The sequence below is a fragment of the Paenibacillus sp. Y916 genome (assembly GCF_056786435.1).
This window is the reverse complement of record NZ_JBXCJA010000004.1, coordinates 315770-333815: the sequence shown is the minus strand read 5'-3', so window position 1 is coordinate 333815 and position 18046 is coordinate 315770. Positions and strand designations below refer to the sequence as shown.

13 protein-coding genes are annotated in these 18046 nt (G+C 44.3%); all 13 read left to right on the top strand.

Annotated elements, in window-relative coordinates; translation table 11 throughout:
• Positions 1–55: 55 nt before the first annotated feature.
• The 13 genes from AC1TO9_RS12285 to AC1TO9_RS12225 all read left to right on the top strand — a co-directional run bounded on the left by AC1TO9_RS12285 (position 56) and on the right by AC1TO9_RS12225 (position 18038).
• Positions 56–1054 carry an ABC transporter permease gene (locus AC1TO9_RS12285; RefSeq protein ID WP_482059295.1) on the top strand — a complete coding sequence of 333 codons (999 nt, stop codon included), beginning with the start codon at positions 56–58 and terminating at the stop codon, positions 1052–1054.
• On the top strand, positions 1054–2202 hold the full coding sequence (locus AC1TO9_RS12280) for an ABC transporter permease (RefSeq protein WP_482055357.1): 1149 nt from the start codon (positions 1054–1056) through the stop codon (positions 2200–2202). Before AC1TO9_RS12285 ends, AC1TO9_RS12280 begins: the two co-directional genes overlap by 1 nt.
• 34 nt (positions 2203–2236) lie before the next feature.
• Positions 2237–3274, top strand: coding sequence for an ABC transporter ATP-binding protein (locus AC1TO9_RS12275; protein ID WP_482059294.1), 1038 nt, complete (start codon positions 2237–2239; stop codon positions 3272–3274).
• 2 nt (positions 3275–3276) lie between these two features.
• Positions 3277–4305, top strand: coding sequence for an ABC transporter ATP-binding protein (locus AC1TO9_RS12270; protein ID WP_482055359.1), 1029 nt, complete (start codon positions 3277–3279; stop codon positions 4303–4305).
• Positions 4286–4873 (top strand): HAD family hydrolase, encoded by a 588-nt coding sequence (locus AC1TO9_RS12265; protein WP_482055360.1) that lies wholly within the window; start codon positions 4286–4288, stop codon positions 4871–4873. The genes AC1TO9_RS12270 and AC1TO9_RS12265 overlap by 20 nt, the downstream gene beginning before the upstream one ends.
• Before the next feature lie 211 nt (positions 4874–5084).
• Entirely contained in the window at positions 5085–7454 is a 2370-nt protein-coding gene (locus tag AC1TO9_RS12260) for a hypothetical protein (protein ID WP_482059293.1), read from the top strand.
• On the top strand, positions 7451–8380 hold the full coding sequence (locus AC1TO9_RS12255; RefSeq protein ID WP_482059292.1) for an ABC transporter ATP-binding protein: 930 nt from the start codon (positions 7451–7453) through the stop codon (positions 8378–8380). Before AC1TO9_RS12260 ends, AC1TO9_RS12255 begins: the two co-directional genes overlap by 4 nt.
• Positions 8377–9312 (top strand): ABC transporter permease, encoded by a 936-nt coding sequence (locus tag AC1TO9_RS12250; protein WP_482059291.1) that lies wholly within the window; start codon positions 8377–8379, stop codon positions 9310–9312. The genes AC1TO9_RS12255 and AC1TO9_RS12250 overlap by 4 nt, the downstream gene beginning before the upstream one ends.
• A gap of 57 nt (positions 9313–9369) precedes the next feature.
• Positions 9370–11142: a phage tail tape measure protein gene (locus AC1TO9_RS12245; RefSeq protein ID WP_482059290.1), complete on the top strand. Its 1773-nt coding sequence runs from the start codon at positions 9370–9372 to the stop codon at positions 11140–11142.
• 29 nt (positions 11143–11171) lie between these two features.
• On the top strand, positions 11172–12161 hold the full coding sequence (locus AC1TO9_RS12240; protein WP_482059342.1) for an AAA family ATPase: 990 nt from the start codon (positions 11172–11174) through the stop codon (positions 12159–12161).
• Positions 12158–13093 carry a DUF58 domain-containing protein gene (locus AC1TO9_RS12235; RefSeq protein WP_482055365.1) on the top strand — a complete coding sequence of 312 codons (936 nt, stop codon included), beginning with the start codon at positions 12158–12160 and terminating at the stop codon, positions 13091–13093. The genes AC1TO9_RS12240 and AC1TO9_RS12235 overlap by 4 nt, the downstream gene beginning before the upstream one ends.
• Positions 13094–13135: 42 nt before the next feature.
• The gene (locus AC1TO9_RS12230) at positions 13136–15133 is read left to right on the top strand and encodes a vWA domain-containing protein (protein WP_482059289.1); all 1998 of its coding nucleotides are present in this window, start codon (positions 13136–13138) and stop codon (positions 15131–15133) included.
• On the top strand, positions 15117–18038 hold the full coding sequence (locus AC1TO9_RS12225) for a VWA domain-containing protein (RefSeq protein ID WP_482059288.1): 2922 nt from the start codon (positions 15117–15119) through the stop codon (positions 18036–18038). The genes AC1TO9_RS12230 and AC1TO9_RS12225 overlap by 17 nt, the downstream gene beginning before the upstream one ends.
• The last annotated feature ends 8 nt before the right edge of the window (positions 18039–18046 follow it).

Sequence of the window (18046 nt, the reverse complement as noted above, 5' to 3'; positions counted from 1 at the left end):
CCTTTTATTGCCTTCATCATATCTACGAATGGTTGCGGAGAGGGAAGGATAAGGAATGTTTCAATATATATTGAAAAGAATTCTAATGGTGATACCCGTTGTGTTTTTTATTTCAATCATCGTATTTTATATCATTCAGCTTCCGCCAGGCGATTATGTTTCTACTTATTCGGCTCAAATGTCGGTAGCAGGGGACGTTATGACACAGGAAGATATGGATGAAATGAGAGTGAATTTAGGTTTAGATCGTCCGATTTATGAACAATATTTTGTATGGATGAAAGGTATCATTTTGCATGGTGACTTTGGTTTTTCATTTAACTACAACAAACCTGTAACGGCAGTCATTGAACAATACATGGGCTTGACGCTCGTTGTATCACTGGTGACGATGGTATTTCAGTATGCTGTAGCCATTCCAGTCGGTATATATACTGCTGTCAAACAATATTCTATAGGTGATTATTTCTTCTCCGGATTGAGTTTTCTAGGAATGGCAACGCCTAACTTTTTACTCGCCATCATATTAATGTATCTATCCTACACGTGGTTTGGCGATCCTTTACTAGGTTTATTCTCAAGTGAATATGTGAATGCCCCATGGTCAGTAGACAAGGCAATTGACCTCATGAAACATATGATCATTCCTGTTATTGTTATCGGACTTGCGGGCACGGCGGATCTGATTCGCGTGATGAGAGGGCAAATGCTGGATGAGCTGAATAAACCTTATGTGGTAACGGCTAGATCCAAGGGGTTGTCAGAAATGAAGATATTGCTTAAATATCCGACGCGAGCTGCTTTAAACCCGATCGTCAGTACGTTGGGGTGGTCGCTTTCCACTATATTTACAGGGTCAACTATTACCGCGATCGTATTGAATCTGCCGATTCAGGGTCCCGTTATGCATAATGCTTTATTAGGACAAGACATGTATCTGGCTGGTACGTGGTTATTGTTTATGGCTCTATTAACTGTCTTAGGGACCTTGATTTCAGATATTTTACTAGCATGGCTTGATCCAAAAATTCGTACAGAATTTAGAGGAAGCTAATGATGAGAACATTTCCCGCATTCAGAAGACAGACAACGGATACCATCAATCCAGCCAAAATCAAGGATGCCAACTACAGCTCGCAATGGCGGCTCATGTACCTGAGGTTCAAGAAGCATAAATTGGCACGTATCAGCTTGATTGTTCTTGCCGCTCTTTATCTTGGTGCACTATTCGCTCAGTTCATAGCTCCATATGGGCTACAAAGCTATGACAGTAAATACGTAAATGCGCCGCCCATGATGCTAAGATTCGTGGATGCGGATAATAATTTTCATCTGAAACCGTTTGTATATGAGCTGAACTCAGAAAGAGATCCGGAGACGATGCGTAAAATATTTGTGCCGAATATGGAGAAACGATATACGCTACAGTTCTTCACTCAAGGTGAAGAGTATAAATTTCTTGGGTTGATTCCAACGACAACACATTTATTTGGAGTAGAACAGCCTGGACGTTTATTCCTGCTAGGTACAGATGGAATGGGCAGAGATTTATTTTCTCGAATTGTATTGGGCAGTCAAATATCTCTTAGTATTCCGCTTGTCGGAGTTGCCATCAGCCTCGTGTTGGGCTTAGTTATAGGCGGAGTATCTGGATATTTCGGAGGCTGGTTGGATTCATTGATACAACGGATTATTGAAATTATACGCTCGTTTCCGTCATTGCCGTTATGGATGGCATTATCCGCTGCAATGCCTGCGAGAATACCCGTAGTTACGATGTACTTTTATATCGTTATTATATTCGCCCTTATCGGGTGGACGGATCTAGCAAGGGTGGTTAGGGGGAAGTTCATTTCGTTGAAAAACGAAGATTATGTCCTGGCTGCGAAAATTGCAGGCGTGGGCGATATAAAGATTATTGTAAAGCATCTCATACCCGGGTTCATCAGTTATTTAGTTGTGTCTACCACTTTAGCCATTCCCAGCATGATACTTAGCGAGACCGCTATGAGTTTTCTTGGACTAGGGGTTCGTTCGCCGGCTACCAGTTGGGGTGTATTGCTACAAGAAGCCCAACAGATTGAGAATGTTGCGTTGTACCCTTGGAAGCTGATTCCACTAGGTGTCGTGATTTTAACAGTATTAACATTTAACTTTCTTGGTGATGGATTACGTGATGCTGCCGATCCATACAAGAAATAAGTCATTAAATCTAAGGCAAATGGGGGGTAATATTATGACATCTCAAAGGGCTCAAATCGAACTGCCCCTTCTGTCTGTTCAAAATCTTAACATTAGAATAAAAATGGATAACGGAGTTATGAATGCGGTAGATGGGGTTGATTTTGAAATAAAAAAGGGAAAAACATTGGGTCTAGTGGGTGAATCAGGCTGCGGGAAAAGTTTGACAAGCAGGTCGATTATCAGCATCAATCCGAAGGAGTGTGAAACAACAGGAAGTATTGTATACCAACCCTCTTCGGAAAGGTCGTTGAACCATGTAGATCTATTGTCTTTGGATCCAAGAGGCAAACAAATTCGTTCGATTCGAGGCAGGAAAATCGCCATGATCTTTCAAGAGCCCATGACGGCTTTCTCGCCGATGTATACCATTGGGAATCAGATCATGGAGGCGATCTTGATTCACCGCACGAAGAACAAAAAAGAAGCAAAGAAGATTGCACTTGAAATGCTGAGAAAGGTTGGCATATCGGATGAGGAGAAGCGATTTGACCAATATCCGCATGAGTTTTCGGGAGGTATGCGTCAACGGGCGATGATAGCAATGGCATTATCCTGTAGCCCGGAAATATTAATCGCCGATGAGCCGACAACGGCGTTAGATGTGACGATTCAAGCCCAAGTACTAGAATTAATGAAGTCGCTCCAGCAGGAGTTGGGAATGGCCATTCTGCTTGTAACACATGATCTTGGCATCATAGCAGAAATGTGTGATGAAGTCGCGGTTATGTATCTTGGTAAGATCGTCGAGCAAGCACCAGTGAAGGAAATTTTCCGTAACCCTAAGCATCCTTATACGAAGGGCCTACTCAAATCGATGCCAAGATTGGGTGGTAATAAAAGGAAACGATTGGATTCAATAGATGGATCTGTACCAGTTCCTATTAATATGCCGCCTATGTGTGGATTTTACGATCGCTGCAATGATCGGATTGAAGGAGTATGCAATGTGCAGCTAGTACCAAAAACCAGCATATCCGATAATCATATGGTCAGATGCTTCCTATATCCCGATCAGCCTGAAGGAGAATGACAATGAGCAAACCAATACTAGATGTTATCAAACTCAACAAGTATTTCCAAGTGAAATCAAAGACGGCTATATTCCGTAAGCCATCTCCCGTTCAGGTGTTAAACAATATTTCATTTGAGCTGGTTGAAGGCGAAACCTTGAGTATTGTAGGGGAGTCGGGCTGCGGAAAAACGACATTAGGTCGGTGTATCGTAAAGGGGATGAATGCTTCCTCTGGAGAGGCAGTTTATCATACCGAAGGTGGAGAGAAAGTAGATTTTCTAAAATTGAAAGGGAAAGAATCCAAAATATATAGAAAAGATATTCAAATGATCTTTCAAGATCCCTATTCATCGCTGAGTCCACGAATGAGCGTATTTGATATCATTTCCGAACCGCTAATGGCCAACTTTAAATTAAATAAATCAGAATTGGAAGATAAGGTTACAGCGATCGCGGAGAAAACAGGATTAAATGTTAGTTATCTTGGACGCTATCCTCATGCCTTCTCTGGAGGGCAAAGACAACGTATCGCTATTGCGCGAGCACTTATAACCCAGCCAAGGCTGATCGTGTGTGATGAAGCGGTATCTGCATTGGATGTTTCGATTCAAGCACAAATCATTAATCTCTTGAAGGATTTACAGGAGCAGTATAAAATAACATATATTTTTATCTCTCATGATCTATCGATCGTTCAGAATATATCCGATAGGGTAGCGGTCATGCACCTCGGAAGAATCGTAGAATTGGCATCCACGGAATCGTTGTTTGAGCAGCCCAAGCATCCCTATACGGAGGCTCTTATGTCTGCCGTACTCCAGCCTGATCCTAATCAGAAAAAGAATAGAATTATATTAGAAGGAGAAGTGCCAAACCCGGCCAATCCTCCAAGTGGGTGTCATTTTCATCCTAGATGCTCTTATCGAACCGACAAATGTGTGCAGGAAGTACCGGAACTTCGTGAAGTTGACAATAACCATTTTGCGGCCTGTCATTATTCTGAAGAATTAAAGCTAAGGGGTGTTACGAATGAATCAGAAATCTATTGAAAATATGGATAATACGGAGCAAAAGGACTTAATCATCTTTTTGGATTGCGGAGATACAATTATCGACGAGGGGACCGAAATACGTGATGAAGAGGGTACGGTCATTTATGCAAACGTCATTCCTGGAGCCGACATGATGGTCAAGACACTCGCCGAAATGGGGTACAGGCTGGCTATCGTAGCCGATGGTACTGCACAATCCTTTAAAAACATTTTAACTCAGAACGGTTTGTATGATTATTTTGAAGCGATGATCTATTCGGAGACGATTAAAGCCTCCAAGCCAAGTCCACGTATGTTCAAGGCAGCGATTGGTGCGATGGATCTCAATGAACGAGACTGCTCCAGAATTATTATGGTAGGCAATAACCTAAGTAGGGACGTAAGAGGGGCCAATCAAATGGGAATCACGAGCGTATTCTTAAGCTGGACGCCACGATATCCGAAATTGCCGGCAGATGATCTTGAAATTCCGCATTATACGATTAATAACCCGCTAGAGCTCATCGATCTGGTAGAGAAGCTTAATCAGCTTCTTCATGAGAATAAAACGGTGGTCTTCGATTAAATAAGTGAATTGCTATATTAACATAGAAATCCCGCCCTAATGGAGCGGGATTTCTGTGTTAATATACATATATGTCCTTTAAAGTTATTTATTAAGGAGATTCTTTTGAATGTAATTGTAAACTTTTTACTCACTCATCACGTCAATAGTTTTTAAGGAGAGAATTTTAAGTAGAGAAAGTTCTTTATAAGAGAGAGGGGAAGTTAAGATCTTGTTTATTCATTCTAGCTATACAAGAAAGTTGATTCTACCGATTCTAGTACTAGCCGTTCTTCTTCAGGTGTGGATGATTCCAAACGCGGTTCATGCAGATGGACCATCGATCACAATCAAGACGGAACTTGGTTACAACGGGAAGATGAAGAATGGCATGTGGAATCCAGTGAAAATTATACTAACAAGTGACACCGACATTTCGGGGGATATTGTAATTCAAGGCGCGGACCGTTATTCAGGGGCTGCATCCTATGTGCAACATGTGGAATTGCCTCGGAATACACCTAAAGAAGTCACGATTGGAATACCAGGAACGGTATATAACAAGGATAATAATCAGATTAGGTTCTTTAAAGACTCCGTTAAAAAGGGGAAGAACATACCCTTTGCATCAGGGAAATCTTATATTGAGAGCATGCCCGTAAATGGTGCAATCATTGGGGTATTGTCGGATGATCCGGATACGATGAATTTCATGAATGTTCTTCGTGCTGATGGATATGACCTCAATGTCATTCCAATGCAATCCACTAGCATTCCAGAGGATTCTATGTTACTTAATGGTCTGGATGTGTTGGTCATGAATCGATTCTCATCGGATACATTGAGCAAGTCACAGATCAACGGAATCTCGGGATGGGTGAAATCGGGAGGTACGTTAGTACTTGCTGGTGGAGCGGGGTATTCAAAGACCGCGGCAGCATTTGCAGATATATCCCCAGTACAATATGAGGGAACATTCTCAGTATCCACACTACCGGAATTAGCTGCACTTGGTGCTAAACCACTCAACTTAGAAGGGGAATTTACGTTATCTAGCGCACAAGTACTAGAGGATAGTGAGGTTTTGTATCGCGCGGGCAATAAACCACTATTTGCTACACGTCAAATGGAGCAAGGTAACGTCCTTTATGCAGCTTATGATCTAGCTATGATGCCCATAGCTTCATGGAATGGACATCCTAAAGTATGGTCTTATCTTTTGAAAACAGAACTCCCCTTAATGAATCAAAATGGCATGATGTCTCGGGAGAACACTTTGAATAATCTTGGATATGTACTTAATTATTTTCCTAATCTCAACATGCCTAGCTTCAGTGGATTAGTCTGGATGCTATTGATTTATGTGGTGGTGGTTGCACCGGTGCTGTATTGGATATTAAGAAAGGTAGATAAGCGAGAATGGGCTTGGTGGATCATACCACTAATTGCTATTATAGCGAGCGGAACAGTATACACCGTAGGATCGGCGGATAAGACCAAGGAACTGGCTCATACGCTGAATATACTTGAATTGAATGGGCGAGGTAGTTCGACTACGACGAGTGCAACGGCCTTCTTCACACCAAGTAGTGGAGATTATACCCTTGAATTACCTAGTAATTCATACGTAAGACTTCAACGTGACAGTGGTGGATTTGGAGGAGATGGAGCGAATAATAGTTTTATAGAAGTTGGTAGTCAAGAGACTAAGGTGGATCTATTGAATATGCCACAGTGGTCGCTTGCTAAACTTTGGGTACAGCAGAGTGACAATAGACAGGTTGGACAATTGAACGTAACTGTATCTCTTGACGACCAAGGAAATATTAATGGACAGGTAGTTAACGAAACGACGAGTGATCTAACGAAAGTTGTACTGGTCATTGGAGGAAAGGTGTATGAGCTTGGGGATCTAGGTAAGAACGAGAAAAGTAGCATCCTTCCAACAATGTCAGGAAAGAACATGAACATATTTGGGGGGAATCTTGGGTCTCTACTATTTCCTTATTCGAACAATAATCGCGATAATTTCAATCGTGAGCGTGAATTATTAATGAATTATGCGCAGTATGCATCTTGGGCTCAGCAAGGATCGTACGTTATTGCATGGAGTGAAGATCCGATCTTAACGTATACGCATAAAGGGAAAGCCATTTCCAGTAATCAATTGAATTTATGGACACAGCCTGTAACGATGAATTTAATTCAAAATGATGTGATCAATATTCCATTTGGTTATGTCGTGCCGACGATGACGCAAGTAAGTGCTGGTTCGTGGAATCAGGATTCGAACGGGTTGATCAATATGTCACAAGGGACGGCTTCATTTGAATATGAATTACCACGACTAGATCAGGATGGAGTTTATGAAGAACTAACTTTACGTGGAACGAATCCTGGGCAGAATACGGATTTCAAAATTTGGAACGAGAACAACCTAGAATGGGAAGTTGTTGTTTGGCAAAGTAGTGGATTCACGATTCATTCGAATGTAGAACAATATTTACTGAATGGTAAGATGTTGAGAATGACGGTAACTGTTCAGAATGAGACGACGTTTGCTCTGCCGGACGTAAGACTGAAAGGAAAGGTGAAACCATGATTGAAATCTCACATCTTAGTAAACGATACGGTAATTTCGATGCATTGAAAGATATCAATCTCACCATTCCGAAAGGAACGGTATTCGGTTTCGTAGGTCCGAATGGTGCGGGTAAATCAACTACGATGTCGATTCTAGCAACATTGGTGTTACCAAGTTCAGGAACGGCTAAAGTAGATGGCTATGAAGTAACGGAATACCCTAAGGAAGTACGGAAGAAAATTGGGTATATGCCTGATTTCTTTGGAGTATATGATCAATTAAAGACGACAGAATATTTACACTTTTATGGTGCTAGTTATCATATTCCTCGTAATGAACGGGAGAAGCTTATTCCACAATTGTTAGATCTAGTGAACCTGAGTGATAAGGCTGATAGTTATGTCGATAGCCTTTCAAGGGGGATGAAGCAACGTCTTTGTCTAGCTCGATGTTTAGTTCATGATCCTGAAGTGTTGATTCTTGATGAACCGGCTTCGGGTCTTGATCCTCGTGCACGTATTGAGATGAGGGAAATATTGAAAGAATTAAAATCAATGGGGAAGACCATCATTATTTCTTCGCATATCCTTCCAGAACTTGCAGAAATGGTGGATGAGATTGGAGTTATTGAACATGGTGTGATGATAGCTCAAGGGAAAGTTGCAGATATTCAAAGCCGCCTGCGCGTCAAGAAAATATTGCATATCCGCACTATGGCAAGAGAAGAGGAGTTAGCAGCACGACTTCGTGATGAGCCTTACGTAAGTGGCGTACTTGGCGACAATACAGGAGTACATGTTCATTTCAATGGAGGGGAACAGGAGCAAGCGCATCTACTTCAACAAATGATATCTTGGGGATTTCCAGTTCTCTCTTACCATGAGGCTCAGACCAACTTAGAAGATGTCTTCTTGGAGATTACCAAAGGGGGGATGGGACAATGAATTGGAGTAAGAAATGGATCAATCCCGTACTTGATAAGGAATTTAGACTCCGTATGCGGACCTCTCGTTCAATGTTATCTGTGATGCTGTACATATTAGCATTGGGATTCATAGCCATGGGCTTCATTTATATGACGATGTACTTGGATAATGGTAACGGTGGAAATCAACAGTTTAATTCGGGTATGAGTCAGATGATGTTCTATGTGCTGAGTTTCGCACAATTGTTGATGATTGCCTTCATGGCACCTGCTCTGACTGCCGGGGTAATCAGTAGCGAACGTGAAAAGCAAACCTTAAGTATGTTACTTACAACACAGCAGAGCTCAACGACGATTATTCTAAGTAAGCTGTTATCCTCACTAAGCTTTATGGCTTTGATCGTGATTGCAACTTTGCCGGTCTATAGTATCGTATTTTTGTTTGGGGGAATTTCACCAAGGCAGTTAATAGCATTATTCCTATTCTATTTATTTATCATGTTGTTGTTAGGATCACTTGGAATCATGTTCTCTACGATATTTAAACGGACGATTATTTCGATCATTGTTACGTACAGTGTGGGCATCTTTATTTTTCTTATTACAGGACTTCTATATATATTCCTTATTAGTATGTGGCAACGTAATTATAGTGGTGCAGTTTCGTCTCCTGCCTATTCATGGGTAGGTTTTATATTAGGGTTGAATCCTGCGGGAGCGATGTTAAGTTTGTTCCAGCCTGAATTTTCTGAGTCTGTGTTCTATGTGAGAGGGTCATCCATTAATACAGAAGCTCCAATACAACTGTGGGTTGAGTTCGTTCTTGTCTATACCGTTGTCATTATCGGCTCATTATGGATTAGTATTCGTTCTATCCGACCCGTTCGTAGACGGAAGAAGCATAAGCAAGTAGAAGAGATGTTGGAGCCCAATGCTGATTTGATCAACTGAACTAGCTTGAATATGTAGCACGGAATAGTTGTATTCGAAAAAAGGGGGGTGAGAAGAATGAAAGAACAGAATGATCCGGTAAATGCTGACCGTCATCAGCAGGTCGGAAATGATGTAACCCGTGCTGGGCAGAGGCAAGATCATATGCAAGTGGTTCAACATTCCGTAGCTATGACTCGTAGGAGATTGCAGTTTTTCCGTGTCCTGATTTATGGAGGTTATGGTTGTCTCTGTGGATTAATATTGGGACTTGTCTTGTTATTGGTAGCTAGAATATTCCCTATTGAATATGTGCGATATTGGGCTGTTGGTGTATTTGCTTTATGCGTCATTGTAGGACTAATATGGGGCTGGATCCATCGTATTAACGTAACCAAAGCGGCGAGTACGATGGATGAGTTCACTCTTGGACAAGAACGCAGTGACATGATGGTAACGGCCTTGTCGTTCAAGAATATGGAGAACTCAGCAGTTCATTGGCAGAGGGAACAGGCTGCAAAGTATGGGCAACAGTTTACTTCAACTATGAAGAAACGGCTTCCTCGACCGAGAAGACGCAAGCTTTGGATCATCTGTGCTTCGATGTTTATCGTCGCTCTGATCATTGCCATCCTTCCGAACCCACAAGATAAGGTGCTTGCTGAAGATAAGCGGCAACAAGAATGGGTTAAGACACAAGAGAAACAAGTTGAAGAGTTAGCTAAGAAGTTGCAGACGTCCAAGCTTGCATCACTAGTCAAGCAACCTCTTCAAGAGCAGTTAGATCAGCTGCAAAAGGACTTAAATGGACAGAAGGATCCTACGCAGGCACTTGATCAAATGGAGAAAAGTATGAAGGCAATGGAGAAATTGGCAAAGCAACAGGAGATGAAGGAGAAATCCTTATCTGAGATGGCAGAGAAGATGCGACAGGTATCTCAGTTGTCTTCGGTTGCTAAGAGTCTATTAAATCATAGTAAAGACCAGCTTCAGAAATCGATGAGCACTTTGAAGAGTGAGATGCGTAAGTTGTCTTCAGAAGATAAAGAAAAGCTACGGGAATCTTTAAATAAACTATCTAAAGAAACACCTACAAATGCTGAGAATAAGCAGATAAAAGATGCGTTGAAGCAATTGGAACAGGCGTTAGAGAAGGGCGATGCTGCGGAGCAAGAACAAGCTTTGCAACAGCTAGCAGATGAGTTATCCAAAGCAATTGAAGCGAAGTTGCAAGCTTTAGAGCAAGCAGATCTAGCTTCTACACTCAGCGCAGCATTAGCACAACAGGGATTAGGTCTTGCTGATCAAATGGCTGCAGCAGGTCTTGCTTACTCGGATACATGGAGTAGTGGAGGCAGTGCTGAGATGCTTGCTCAAGCGTCAGCGGCGGGGAACCCGGGTGGAAGTGAGTCAAGCGAAGGGCAAGGAGTAGAGCCAGGGGAAGGAAGTACACCTGGATCGGGTACGGGCGAGGGTAGTGGATCTGGTCAAGGAAGTGGTAGTGGTGCGGGCCAGGGAAGTGGCTCAGGGCAAGGTGGTAGCGGAGGTGCTGGAACAGGAACGGGTTCGGGGGCAGGGTTAGGAGCAGGTAACCGTGAGCTAGTGACAACACCGCGTTCTTTGGATGGGAAAGATGGGTTACAAAGTGACGGCGGCCCTACTCAAGGTGGGGGTGGAGATATTCAGAAAGGTGGAACATCTCCCATGATTGATGGTGCTAGTCGTCCCTATGACGAAGTATATGAGGATTATGCAACAGAAGCCAAGAAGACGATTGGTAGAAGTGATCTGCCCCAGCAAATGCAGGGATTGGTAGAAAGCTATTTCACTTCGATTAATCCTAATCCATGAACAAGACTATTGAGGAGGACAGAGAGAATATGCCTGAAGTGAAGATACAGCCTGAGGTGTGGAAAGATACTATTTCCCGTGTACGTGAGCAGATTGGAGAAATTATTGTTGGCCAGCATGAGGTGGTTGAGCAGATGTTATGGTGCATCTTCGCAGGGGGACATGCCTTGTTGGAGGGAATACCTGGACTTGGCAAAACGATGCTAGTACGTACGATAGCCGATAGTTTGGATTTATCTTTTTCACGGATTCAATTTACACCGGATTTGATGCCGAGTGATATTACGGGGACGCAAGTGCTCTCATTTGGGAATCAAGGTGTGACAGGGATGACTTTTCAAAGCGGACCGATATTCAGTAGCATCGTCCTTGCAGATGAGATTAATCGGGCTACACCGAAAACTCAAAGTGCCTTGCTAGAAGCGATGCAGGAACATACCGTTACGATTGGTAATGACACGCATCAATTACCACAGCCATTCTTTGTATTGGCTACACAGAATCCATTGGAGAATGAAGGGACCTACCCATTACCAGAAGCACAACTAGATCGCTTTCAGTTGAAAATACTAGTTCCTTATCCCAATGCAGAAGAACTAAAGGAAATCGTACGGAGAACGACTTCCTCGCATCAGGCAGTCGTGAGTAAACAGGCAAGCGCTGCGGAGCTTTTGGAAATTCAGCGAGGGGCACGAGAAGTGTTGGTTGCTGAAGAAGTGCTTGATTATGCCGTTAGACTGATGATGATGACGCATCCTGAAGAAGATTCAGCTCCGGAAGGTGTGCGTAAGAATGTAAGGTTTGGTTCTGGACCACGTGGAATCCAATCAATGATCTCTACGGGGAAGATTCGTGCTATATGCCATGGTAGAATGCACCTATCTACGGGGGATATTCATGCTGTAGCTATTCCTGCACTAAGACATCGTATCTTTTTGAATTTCGAAGGACAGGCAAGGGGGATTACGACAGATCAGATCATTCAAGAAATTCTGGATACTCTTGGAGGTAAAGCATGAATGGGCAATATTTACTTCCACCGGAGTGGCTCCCTCGGCTAGAGAGATTGAGTTTGGGTGCGGGTAGGAGAGTAGCGGGTACATTGCAGGGGAAACGTCGTTCTCGCCGTTTGGGATCATCGCTTGAATTTGCTGATTATCGTCCATATAGTGCTGGAGATGATATCCGGCGGTTCGATTGGGGTGTGTACTCACGTACCGGCAAGCCGTTTATTAGACAATTCATGGATGAACAGGAATTGATGGTTAGTGTGTATGTAGACTGCTCCAAATCAATGGATTTCGGTGAAGTAACAGTAAAAGGGATTTCAGGAGGCAACAATGACATTCCGAGTAAGCTACAATATGCCAAACAGTTAGCAGCTAGTATAGGGTATATCGCATTATGTTCTTATGAGCGTGTACAAGCAGCTTGCTACAGTAATTCATTAGATTCTCGTCTTCCAGTATTAAGAGGACGTGGATCACTTCATCGGTTGTTTCAGTTTCTAGAAGACGCAGCCGTAGGTGGAGAAGGTAGCTTAGCTACAAGTCTCGGTGAGCCTGGGGCAATTCCACGATTATCGGGAATGACGTGGATCTTCTCGGATTTCTGGCTCCGTGATGGAGAAGAGGAGATTGCAAATGCGTTATCCCGTCTTGCTGGTGCTGGTCAAGAAGTGGTACTTGTACATATCGTGTCACGAGAGGAAATAGACCCATCGTTGAGCGGAGACTTGAGACTTGTAGATAGCGAGATTGGCGCAGGTAAGGATGTAGCTTTAACCGGGAAAGTATTACAGGCATATCGAACAGAATGGGATAAATACAGGAACAATCTATCAAGTTATGCAGCAGAACGAGGGGTTTCTTATGTTCTTATTCCTAATGATACGCCCTTGCAGCAAGCTGTATTTGGAATATTAGCGGAGTCGGGGCTAGTAAAGACATAGTGATGAGTCATGCTACGCAAAGCTCTTGAGGAGGAACTTAATGTGGGGATCGGGTCATGGCTTGGGATGGTGTTCGGTCTAAGCATACCGGCTATACTGCTGATGTATTTGTTGAAATGGAAATTTATAGATACGTTAGTACCGAGTCATCTTCTATGGGAGCGAGTTCTGCGGAATATCGAGGCTAATCGTCCTTGGCAGAAATTACAGAGCAGGTTATTGCTGTGGTTACAGCTCATAGTAGCGGCTTTACTTGTGTTTGCATTGATGCAGCCATACGGGTGGGTGTCCGATAACGCTAAAGGTCATGTGGTCATTGTTGCTGATACCTCAGGCAGCATGAGTGCAAAGATAGCAGAGCCTAATGCTGAGGGTGAACAATCGAATGTAGAGATGACGCGGATGGATCTTTTGAAGTCGCAGGTAAAAGGTTATTTGAAGGACCATGCCAAGGGGAGTGAAATCACGCTTCTAAGCATGGATTCGGAGCCGCAAGTCATCTTGTCTCGGGAGAAGAGCCATACTCGTGTTGAGGAAGCTCTGGATGGTCTTCAACCTTATCACGGTAAATCGGCTTATCAAGAAACCATTTCGCTTGCTTCGGCATTAACTCGGGATGGTCAAGATGCTGAAGTTATTGTGTTTACAGACGGCCAGTGGAAGGGCGATGGGGAAGAGATATCTTTTCAAGTACCTGTTCGAGTCGTTGGTATTGAAGCGCCACCACTACGGAATGTTGCGATCAAACAATTCGGTGTACAGCATCAATCTACGGGGAGTATAGTGGTAGCTGTCTTAGAAAATACGGTAGTCGAGACTGGACCGATAGAATATAGCATATATGGGGACGATCAGTTATTAGTAACACAGACTGCTGAGTGGCATGAAGATGGCACGGCTACGCTCAGACTAGAAAATCTACAAGATGCGGAAGTATATCGTCTAGAGTTACAGGGTGGGGATGCTTATGAAGCTGATAATAGTTCTTTTGCATTCAGCAGTAAGAGTTCCACTCCACGGGTATTGTTCTTGTCATCAGGGAATCTGTTCTTGGAGAAAGCTCTACAGTTAACCGGGGCGGAGATTACTAAGATGGTTATTCATGGTACAGGAGCGGATGCACCTATGCAGGAAGATGGGGAGATAGATATGTCATCACCTCCTGTTCCGAAGGAAGCACCTGATCTGATTATTGTAGATGGAGATATGCCGGATTTCGTAAGTAAAGGTGATTGGGGGAAGATGCTTAGTAAGACACCGTTATGGACGATTGGTGGAATAGGACAAGAAGTGAAGGTTGGTGGAGAGAAGGTTAAGCTACACAATCACGAGATGACCAAATACCTTTCACTATCTGGCATATATTTCGGTGCCACTATAGAGAGGGACGCTCCTGAATGGGGGAACCCGATTGTAGAAATTGGGAGTGAACCGGCTGTTTTTGCAGGTAAGTTGGGTGGACATTCGCGGTTATCTTTTCTTTTTAAACTAGAAAATACGGATCTCCCATTGTCTGCTGAATTTCCAATCATGGTGAATAATGCTGTCTCGTGGTTGACTAGTGGAGAAGGATACGGTCTTGGAAGAGTAATTGCAGGGGGGAGTTTAGACATCCCAATATCTGCTGAAGTTACGAAGGCACGATGGGTTGCTAAAGGTGGATTGGCCTTATCTAAGGGAATAGATCCAATAGAGGCTGATCAAGGATTAAGTGGTTACACAACGCTTCAGAAGACACCTTCCATTCCTGGGTTATATGCCTTTGAACAACAGGATGCAGAAGGGAATAAGTCGAATTATTGGGTAGATGTAGCCGCTGATCCTTTCGAAGGAGCCATTGGAGAGAAGACAGCTTTATCGTTTGCTCAAGAGATAACGGATTCCAAGGGAACAATGGGTGAAACAGAGCAGAATGACAGGACGAGCAATAAGGCTGATGAGGGGCAGGTGCCGATGTCACTGATGTGGATTGCAGCTGCCGCTGCGCTCGTGATCATGCTATTGGAATGGGGGGTGTATCAGCGTGGGCGTTCAATTTAGTCATCCGTGGCTGTTATTATTACTTATTCCGCTTGCCGGGCTTATGGTATATGCCTATAAATCCGATTTCAGGTTGTCTGCTGCTCGCAAGAAATGGGCTATCGGTATTCGTTCAACGATATTATTGTTGCTTGTTCTGATGCTATCAGGGCTTCAATCGTATACTGATCTCTATCACAAAGAAGTTGTCTACCTTGCTGATCGTTCTTTCAGTATGTCTGATGGAGAGCAGTTACAGCATTGGATTCAGCAATCGGCTGCATATAAAGAACAGGAAGATCTCATTTCAATTGTGTCTTCAGGATTGGGGGCTGCGGTTGAGCGTAAGCCCTCAGCATCAAAGATAGATCAAGTTCAACTGAATGCTTCGCTTAAGCGGGAATTCAGTAATCTAGAATCTGGGATGCAGCTAAGTAGCAGTCTTTTGAGTAACGAAGGGGATTCACGAATTGTGATGATCACGGACGGAGAAGAGAATGTGGGTAGCATGCTCGCAGCAGGAAGGCTGTTGAAGGACCGTGGTATTGCTGTGGATATATTGGAGTCACCACAACCTGTAATGAACGATGTAGCCGTTGAAGAGCTCATCGTGCCAGATAAGCTGTATCAAGCGGAATCTTTTTATTTCGAGGTGATGTTGCGAAGTACGTATGAGGCCACAGGAGAGCTTCGTTTGTATGAAGACAATCGTGAAATTGGTAGACAAAAGGTAGAGGTAACGCCGGGGGATAACCGTTATGGTATGAAAGGATTGGCTAAAACGACCGGGCTTCATCGTTATCGTGCTGAAATCTTCATGAATGGGGATGAGCAATCAGCCAATAATGCAGGATATACGTTTACTCGAGTGGAAGGTCCTCCTAAAGTGCTGATTGTGGAAGGTGAAGCAGGCACATCGGGGAATATTACGTCCTCACTATCTTCTGGACTTATTCAATATGACGTGATTGCACCTGAACTGTTACCTTCTGAGCTAGCGAAATATGGAGCTTACGATAGTATCGTGTTCAATAATGTATCAGGCAATCAAGTGGGTGGACGTCAGATGGAGCTCATTGAGCAGGCTGTCAGAAGCTATGGTATTGGGTTCATGATGGCTGGCGGAGAAGAGAGTTTTGGAATGGGTGGTTATTTTAAGACACCGATCGAGAAGCTTTTACCTGTATCAATGGATCTTGTGGGGAAACGAGAAATCCCTTCCTTAGGACTGATTCTGGTAATTGACCGCTCAGGAAGTATGGGTGGAGACAAAATAGAGCTTGCTAAAGAAGCGGCGATGAGAACCGTAGAGCTTTTGCGTCCTAAGGATACGGTTGGTGTTGTCGCTTTTGACAGTCAACCATGGTGGGTAGTCCCCCCTCAGAAAATGACGAATAAAGATGAGGTGCTTGGCCTGATTCAGTCTATTCAACCCGAAGGTGGAACGGATATTTATCCAGCGCTAAGTTCCGCTGTACAAGAATTGCTGCTTGTTGAAGCGCAAAGAAAGCATATTATTCTGATGACGGATGGGCAATCAGCGGGCAATGGAGCTTATGATGGGCTTATACAGCAGATGAAAGGCGATCATATGACGCTCTCATCCGTAGCTGTAGGGGGGGATGCTGATACGGTATTATTACAAACCTTAGCTGATGCTGCCAAGGGAAGATATTACTTCGTGCAAGATCCATCGACCATCCCCGCAATCTTCAGTCGTGAAGCGGTAATGATGGCTCAATCTTATATTGTAGATAAGCCATTCATTCCTGCTGTGCAGGATGCGGGGGATTGGCGGGCGTTATTCGAAGCTGGATTACCGATAGTGAACGGTTATGTGGCGACCACTGCTAAATCGACTGCGCAGACGGTACTTGTGAGTCCAGAGCCAGATCCGCTACTCGCTAGATGGCAGTATGGATCAGGACGGAGCGTGGCATGGAGTAGTGACCTCACGGGTAAATGGTCTAAGGAATGGGTGTCATGGTCAGCTTTCGCAGATGTTCTTACACAGATGATAAAGTGGACCTTTCCGCAATTCACAGCTTCTCCCTATGATATAAAGACAGAGGTAGCTGGTAATCAAGTTCAATTAGAGGTAGTTGCTAATGGAGATGAATCGGCACCGGATCAAATGACAGCAATCGTGACAGGAGAGGATTTGGAGGAGCGGGAAGTGACTTTATATCAAGAATCGCCGGGTCAATATTCCGGTGAGTTGATGGTCGATCAACCTGGAGCATTTATGTTGTCTTTAGTGGATAGTACTGGTGAAGTCGACAAAATTGTTGCGCCAGGCACTGGATTTATCGTACCTTATTCTCCAGAGTATCGGATTGCCAATGGCGATTCGAAGCAGGTTCTTCGTCGTCTTGCTGAACTTACGGGAGGGCGCATGTTATCATGGGATCAGCCAGAGGAGCTATTCGCGCCAAAGGCTAGACCTAGCCGTATGCTCCACGATCTGAGTTATGCGCTACTTGTAGCAGCGCTGTTGCTCTGGGTCGCAGACATCGCTGTGCGCCGCTTGGCGCTGCCATGGGCTGCGATGAGGGCCCGGCTCGCCGCTATCTTGCGGCGACGGGCCGTCCCTGCCGGCGAGGCTGCGCCAGCCGCCGGCATGACCCGGCTTGCGGCGCGCAAGGATCGCGCCGCAGCCTTTTATGGCGGTGGTGGCGCAGCCACACCGCCAGTAGCACCGCCCACGGAACGTGGCGGTGCGGGCGGGCGAAGCCCGCAGGAAGCCGGACGCAATCCGGCTTCGGCAGTGCCGGCGGCGCGTGTTACGCCGCCGGTAGAACAGGCTCGGCAGCCGCAGGCCCAGCCGAGCGACGAAGCGGCGGCATCAGCCAAGCCGCTTCAGGAGCAAGAGCGGTCCACTTCGATGGACCGCCTGCTAGCCGCGAAGAAACGCAATTCGCGTTAATATTAAAT

What these genes read in the sequence shown, in the direction of transcription:
- AC1TO9_RS12255 (WP_482059292.1), top strand. Translation starts at nt 7,451, where the DNA reads ATGATTGAAATCTCACATCTTAGTAAACGATACGGTAATTTCGATGCA.
- AC1TO9_RS12275 (WP_482059294.1), top strand. Translation starts at nt 2,237, where the DNA reads ATGACATCTCAAAGGGCTCAAATCGAACTGCCCCTTCTGTCTGTTCAA.
- AC1TO9_RS12280 (WP_482055357.1), top strand. Translation starts at nt 1,054, where the DNA reads ATGATGAGAACATTTCCCGCATTCAGAAGACAGACAACGGATACCATC.
- AC1TO9_RS12285 (WP_482059295.1), top strand. Translation starts at nt 56, where the DNA reads ATGTTTCAATATATATTGAAAAGAATTCTAATGGTGATACCCGTTGTG.
- AC1TO9_RS12250 (WP_482059291.1), top strand. Translation starts at nt 8,377, where the DNA reads ATGAATTGGAGTAAGAAATGGATCAATCCCGTACTTGATAAGGAATTT.
- AC1TO9_RS12265 (WP_482055360.1), top strand. Translation starts at nt 4,286, where the DNA reads ATGAATCAGAAATCTATTGAAAATATGGATAATACGGAGCAAAAGGAC.
- AC1TO9_RS12235 (WP_482055365.1), top strand. Translation starts at nt 12,158, where the DNA reads ATGAATGGGCAATATTTACTTCCACCGGAGTGGCTCCCTCGGCTAGAG.
- AC1TO9_RS12270 (WP_482055359.1), top strand. Translation starts at nt 3,277, where the DNA reads ATGAGCAAACCAATACTAGATGTTATCAAACTCAACAAGTATTTCCAA.
- AC1TO9_RS12245 (WP_482059290.1), top strand. Translation starts at nt 9,370, where the DNA reads ATGAAAGAACAGAATGATCCGGTAAATGCTGACCGTCATCAGCAGGTC.
- AC1TO9_RS12240 (WP_482059342.1), top strand. Translation starts at nt 11,172, where the DNA reads ATGCCTGAAGTGAAGATACAGCCTGAGGTGTGGAAAGATACTATTTCC.